This is a genomic window from Mesorhizobium sp. M2A.F.Ca.ET.037.01.1.1 (assembly GCF_003998075.1).
Classification (GTDB): Bacteria; Pseudomonadota; Alphaproteobacteria; order Rhizobiales; family Rhizobiaceae; genus Mesorhizobium.
Map to the genome: position 1 here is coordinate 1 of NZ_RZSA01000350.1, position 6,030 is coordinate 6,030.

4 protein-coding genes are annotated in these 6,030 nt (G+C 60.2%); all 4 read right to left on the reverse strand.

The genetic code is table 11. The annotated features are described in order from the left end of the window. On the reverse strand, positions 1-377 hold a 377-nt coding region (locus tag EOA27_RS18175; RefSeq protein WP_145970397.1), incomplete at its 3' end, for an ABC transporter permease. 2 nt (positions 378-379) lie between these two features. Beyond that, positions 380-2,278: an ABC transporter substrate-binding protein gene (locus tag EOA27_RS18180; RefSeq protein ID WP_126081348.1), complete on the reverse strand. Its 1,899-nt coding sequence runs from the start codon at positions 2,276-2,278 to the stop codon at positions 380-382. Further along, on the reverse strand, positions 2,275-4,170 hold the full coding sequence (locus EOA27_RS18185) for an ABC transporter ATP-binding protein (RefSeq protein ID WP_126081347.1): 1,896 nt from the start codon (positions 4,168-4,170) through the stop codon (positions 2,275-2,277). Before EOA27_RS18185 ends, EOA27_RS18180 begins: the two co-directional genes overlap by 4 nt. 147 nt (positions 4,171-4,317) lie before the next feature. After that, positions 4,318-5,658 carry an adenylate/guanylate cyclase domain-containing protein gene (locus EOA27_RS18190; protein ID WP_126081346.1) on the reverse strand — a complete coding sequence of 447 codons (1,341 nt, stop codon included), beginning with the start codon at positions 5,656-5,658 and terminating at the stop codon, positions 4,318-4,320. Positions 5,659-6,030 lie beyond the last annotated feature (372 nt).

Consider the following 6,030-nt stretch of genomic DNA (forward strand, 5'->3'; position numbering starts at 1 on the left):
GAGTACATGCCGATCGGAAAGGCGATGAGCCAGGTGAAGATGATCGTGACGAAGGAAACCAAAATGGTCAGCCACATTCGGTCACCGATGACATCGCGAACCGGCAGCTCATATTCGAAGGAATAGCCGAAATCGCCGTGTAGCATTCCGCCGACCCAGTAGAAGTAGCGAATGACCGGCGGCTTGTCGAAACCATACTCCTTGCGCATCATCTGGATGCGATCGGAATCCACCGCTTCGCCCTGAGCCCGAAGCTCTGCAACATAGCTGTCGAAATAGTCGCCCGGGGGAAGTTCGATGATCGTGAACACCAGCGCCGATATGATCAGCAGCGTTGGAACCATCACAGCAATGCGCCAGACAATATATCGAAGCACGCTCAGGACTCTCCAAGCCAGAATGTGTCCATCATATAGACACCGAAATAGGCGGTCGGATCGTAGCCGTAGAGCGCCTTGTCAGGCAGATTGCGCAGCCTCGAGGACGCCAGAACCGGCTGATGCGTTCCGTTCACCGTGCCGATCGAAAACACCTGATCGGTGTAGATCGACAGCATTGAATTCCAGATTTCGGCGCGCTCCGCGGCTTCGGTCGAAACGTTCCAGCGCTTGAGCAAAGCCATCAACTCAACGACAGGCGGAAGATCGGGCGCCTCGCCGACCGTGCCGTGAGACAGGTAGTGAGCACCCCAGAGCGGCCATTGCAGCTGGTCGTCCATGGTGGGGGCCAACTGGGACGGGTTCATGTCGGCGGTCGGCACACCATTGTCGATACCCGACCAAATCGACATCATGATCTCGCCACCTAGCGCGCGGCTGCGGAAGATGTCTCGCTGCGAAGTCCGGACGAACAGGGCGATGCCGACCTGCCGCCAGTGATCGGTGATGAGTTCGAGCGCGTCCGTTTCCAGCGTGCTTTCGCCGGCCGTTTCCACGATGACCTGCGCCGGGCGTCCATCGGGAAGGATCCGCAGACCGTCATCGTCGCGCGCCTTAAGCCCGACCTCGTCGAGCAGGGCGTTGGCTCGGTCGGGATCGTGGGCGACCCAGGCTCTCGCGAATTCCGGCCGGTAAAGCGGGCTCTCCGGCAGGACTGTATCGGCACTTTCCTGCGCCAATCCATAGAACACGGCCAAGTTGATCTCGCGCCTGTCCACTGCGAGCGAAAGCGCGCGGCGCACGCGCACGTCGCGAAGAAGGTCACGCCACACCGGGTCGGCACAATTGAGGTTGGGCAGCAGCGCCAGCCGCGAACCCTGTGTGCGTTTCCACAGATGCATCTTCACCGGGTAGCGCTTCTCCGCGTCCTTCAGGAAGGCGTAGTCGGCAAAGTCGATTCCCATGCATTGCAGGTCGCTCTCGCCCGCACCGGTCTTGGCGGAAATGATCGCCGACGAGCTGACATTCATGACAACCCGGTCAATGTACGGCAGTTGCCGGCCATTCTCGTCTATTCGATGAAAGAACGGGTTCCGCTCAAAGACGAACTGCTCGGCCGGTGGCTTGGTCCGGTTCTGCCAGGGATCGAGCGTCGGCAGTTCCGGGTTCTCCGGGCGATACTGGCGCGACATGCGGATATGCAGGAGCGTCCATTTCTTGGCCCTGTTCTCCTCCATTAAGCCGGCAAGCCGGAATGGGTCCTGGTATTTCTTGTGGAACTGCTTGAGATAGGCGGCCGGCAGAACAAGCGATAGCGGCGAAGCGGCAGCGAGCTTGGGCAGGAAGTCGGGATTAGGCGCATCCCAGCTATAGCGGACTGTCAACGGATCGACGATCTCGAAGCGTGGCGGCTTGCCGTCCGCCAGCAGGGTCGGGGTGAGCCCGCCTTGCGTAAGCTCATCGTTCAGCCAGACATCTTCCCAGCAATAGCGAAAATCCTCTGGCGTCAGCAGGCTGCCGTCAGACCATTTATGTCCTTCCCGTAGCTTGAAAGTGAAGACACGATCGTCCGCCACGTCGAAACTTTCGAGAATATCGGGCTGCAGGTTGAGCTTTTCGTCATAGCCGACCAGGCGAGCATATCCGTAGATGGTCATCATCCGGATGTCTTTTTGGCTGCCGATGATCGTGCGCAGCGTGCCGCCGTACTGGCCGGGCTGCCGGCCCATCGCAGCGAGGTTCACCACGCGCGGGCTCTTGGGCAAGCGCTTGGCGAGTGCCGGCAGCGCCAGGGCCTTCAGCAGCGGCTGAAGAAATTCCGGCTCCAGATCGCCGGCGTGCAACGTGCTCGGCACAAATGCCGAAGCCATGAGTCCAAGGACGGTGCGCCGGCTGATCAATGGCGTAGCTCGCTGGCATCGGCCGAGCGTCGGGCCAGAACAAGGTGGCCGCCGCCAAGATCGAGCGGCGACAGCACGTCCTCTTCGCCCTCGTCGCGGAATTGCGGTCCCCATGCGCTGGTGTCGGAAGCGCCGCTGAGCTTCAGCGTCTTGAAATCCATCGGCCTGTCGAGATCGGGGAAAGGTACTGCGGCGACCAGTGAGCGCGTGTAGGGGTGGATCGGTTTCCTGAGCAGAATTTCGCGCGGCGCTAGCTCGACGATACGCCCCCCGCACATCACCGCGATGCGGTCTGCCATGTAGTCCACCACCGCCAGGTTATGGGATATGAACAGATAGGTCAGTCCCAGTTCCTTCTGCAGGTCCTTCAGAAGGTTCAGGATCTGCGCCTGGACGGAGACGTCGAGCGCTGAAACCGGCTCGTCGCAGATCAGCAGTTCAGGCCCCAGCGCCAACGCGCGCGCGATGCCGATCCGCTGACGCTGCCCGCCTGAGAAACTGTGCGGATAACGCTTGATGAAGCGCGGATCGAGCCCGATTGCCTGCATCAGGCTCTTGACCGTGGCTAACCGGGATGCGGCATTGCCACGCTGATGAATTTCCAGCGGCTCGCTCAAGATGTTCTCCACCGTCATGCGAGGTGAAAGCGACGAAACCGGGTCTTGGAAGACCATCTGGATTTTCGCGCGCAGCATGTGCAGGGCGTCTCCCTCGCCTGCCAGGACGTCGATCGGTCGATCGCGGCTGTTGAAGATCACAGAACCACCGCTAGGGGTGACAGCCCGCATGAGGATCTTGCTGACGGTGGTTTTGCCGGAACCGCTTTCGCCGACCAGACCCAGGCATTCACCCCGCTTGATGTCGAAGCTCACGCCGTCGACGGCGCGAACAGAGGTTTGATGATCCCCACCGAACCATCCGGACTTGCGGATGGTGAAGGTCTTTGTCAGATCCCTGACCGACAGCAGGATGTCGTCCGGCCCCTTCGATGCCGGCGCGGTCTGCTTGCCGAGCAGGTTTCCGACATTCACCGGCACCTCGCGCAGCGCCTTTAGCCTTTCGCCAGGCTTCAGGTCGAAATGCGGAACGGCTGCCATCAGGCCCTTAAGGTAAGGATGGCCTGGCCGGCGGAATATCGCCTCGACGGGTCCCGCCTCCATGATCTCGCCATGGTACATGACCACCACCTCGTCGGCGACATTGGCGACCACGCCGAGGTCGTGCGTGATCAGCAGCATCGCCATGTTCAGCTTGGTCTGAAGCCCGCGCAGCAATTGCAGGATTTGCGCTTGGATGGTGACGTCCAACGCCGTCGTCGGCTCATCGGCGATCAACAGGGCGGGCCGGCAGATAAGCGCCATGGCGATCATGGCGCGCTGACGCAATCCTCCGGAAAGTTCGAAGGGATACATGTCATAGGCGCGCTTGGGATTGGGAAAGCCGACAAGGCTGAGCATTTCCTCGGTCCGCGCCTTGCGCTCCGCCCGAGCCATGGGCGTATGAATCTGCAGGGATTCGCTGACCTGGTTGCCGATCGTGTGCAGCGGCGACAGCGATGTCATCGGCTCCTGAAAGATTTTGCCGATGCGGCTGCCTCTCAACGCCCGGATTTCGGGCCCATCACGCGACATCTTGAGGATATCCTGCGTCGTGCCGGGCTTTTCAGGATCGGAAAACAGGATCCGGCCGCGAACATGGGCTGTGTTCGGCAAAATGCCCATCACGGCCTGGCTGAGAACCGATTTTCCGGAACCGGACTCGCCCACAAGCGCGGTAACCTTACCGGGCAGGACGCGAAGATTTGCGCGCCTGACGGCATGCAACGGCCCCCCCATGATGGCAAAAGAGATGCCAACGTCTTCGATCCGCAGCAGATCGACACTCGAATTCATCTTCACACCAGCCCCACTCTGGCAGCTCTCCAGAAAGCGAGACTAGCGCATTGCCAGCGCAGAGCAACTTGGATTCGAAGCGGTCGTCAGTGGCGGAACCGACGACCGAACTGGCTACCAAAGGCGATCGGGCCAGATCGCGGCGGTTTACTGGAGCTTACTCGGGTCGCCCGCCGCCATCCGCGCGGCGTCGCGGTGAAGCAGCATGACCTGCTCGGCGTCCGATCTTCGGCCGTGAATCGGCTCCGGCGCACCGTCTTCATCGAGTGCGAGAGCTCCCGACAGATCTGGTGAAAGCACCGTCAGCTTCTGCTTGATGCCAGCCAGTTCCTCGTTGCCGAGCGTCAGCCATTTGTTGGCACCGCAATAGCCGGCGAAGTCTTTGCTGGCCAGAACGCTATGCGGATATTTCTTGGTCAGGGTCTGAAGGCGCTGGACCTCGTTCACAGCCGAGCCGAAGACAGAGAATGTGAGCCGGTCGGTAAGCCCGACATTGCCAAACATCACATTGCCGACATGCAGGCCGATACCAAATTTGATGTCGGACAACCCCTGCTCTTTTCGGCGCAGGTTGAGATCCATCATGCGCGCGCTGGCCTTGTGCGCGGCCGCAAGAGCAGCCTGGCAGGCGATCTCGGACTGCGAACGGTGCCTTTCGCAAGGGTAGACGGCAATGAAGCCATCACCAATGAAACTCATGATCTGCCCGCCGTTGCGATTGAAAGGTGCGGCAACGGCGTCGAAAAACTGGTTCAGCGTATCGATATAGACTTCGCGGCCGGAAGTTTCGGCAAGCCTCGACGACCCGCGCATATCTCCCATTACCAGTGCGGCCCGGATTGTATCGCCCTCGCCGCGCTTGATCTGGCCGTCAAGCACGCGCCTGCCAGCGTCGCCGCCGAGATAGGTGGTCATCATGTTGTCAGCGAGCTTGGTGAGCACCGCCATCTTGGTGGCGATAGCGAGATGGCTCTGGATGCGCAGCAGCGCCGAAATCATGCTGTCGCTGAAGCCCGCGGCGCTGTCGGTGGACCAAGACCCCATCATGCCCTGACTGGTGTTGCCGCTGAAGGGATGGACGAAAGCCATGTAATCGGTGATGCCCATAAGCCGGAGGTCATCGAAAACAGGAAACTCCGATAGCACCGACGGGTCGAGCCGGCGTCGCAGATGGTCGAGCTTATTGCTGAGCAGATGGTAGTATGGACTGGTCAGGAATCTTTCAGACGGCACACCGGCCTCCTTGCGGAAGCCTTCCACTTCCATGCCCTGGCCGCGAACCCAGGTGAAGCCAAGCGCGTCATAGAGCGGATGGAGCATCGAGAAGCTCAAATGCACCCGCTTCAGCGGCAGGCCGGCAGCAGCCAGCCGTTCGCAAAAGCCATTTACCAATGCTTCCAGGTCGTTGCCCGCCAGCGCCGATTCGTTCAGCCAATCGGCAACCTTATCCATGAGGATGGTGGAGATTTCTGCGTACGATGTGCTCATGCTATCCCGAAACCCGTCGGAAGACGGAACCATTATCTTCTGATCTGTCATAACACAGTCCGTCAACGACCCAACGATAAGACACCCGAAGTCAACAAGCCGGCCTCGGCGGCAAAAGCGGCGAAGAATATCCCGGATGACTACCCTTGCGGCCAAGGGGAAGGCGTAAATGCATCTGTATTCCGTGGCGTTATGTGGCGAGTCAGCCGACGCAGTGCAACCACGATCCTGACACCGTGCAAGAAATTCGCCGGCTCAGATGCCGTCAGGCCTTCACCACCGTCTCTCGGTCTAGCCCGAGGCGGCCAAAAACATTGCGCGTGTCGACGATCAGAGGGGCGTGATCAGCGATCGTGTGATAGTCGATCGCGT

Bases quoted from the DNA above. Each gene is read 5' to 3' on its own strand.
- EOA27_RS18185 (WP_126081347.1), bottom strand. From the start codon at position 4,170: ATGAATTCGAGTGTCGATCTGCTGCGGATCGAAGACGTTGGCATCTCT.
- EOA27_RS18190 (WP_126081346.1), bottom strand. From the start codon at position 5,658: ATGAGCACATCGTACGCAGAAATCTCCACCATCCTCATGGATAAGGTT.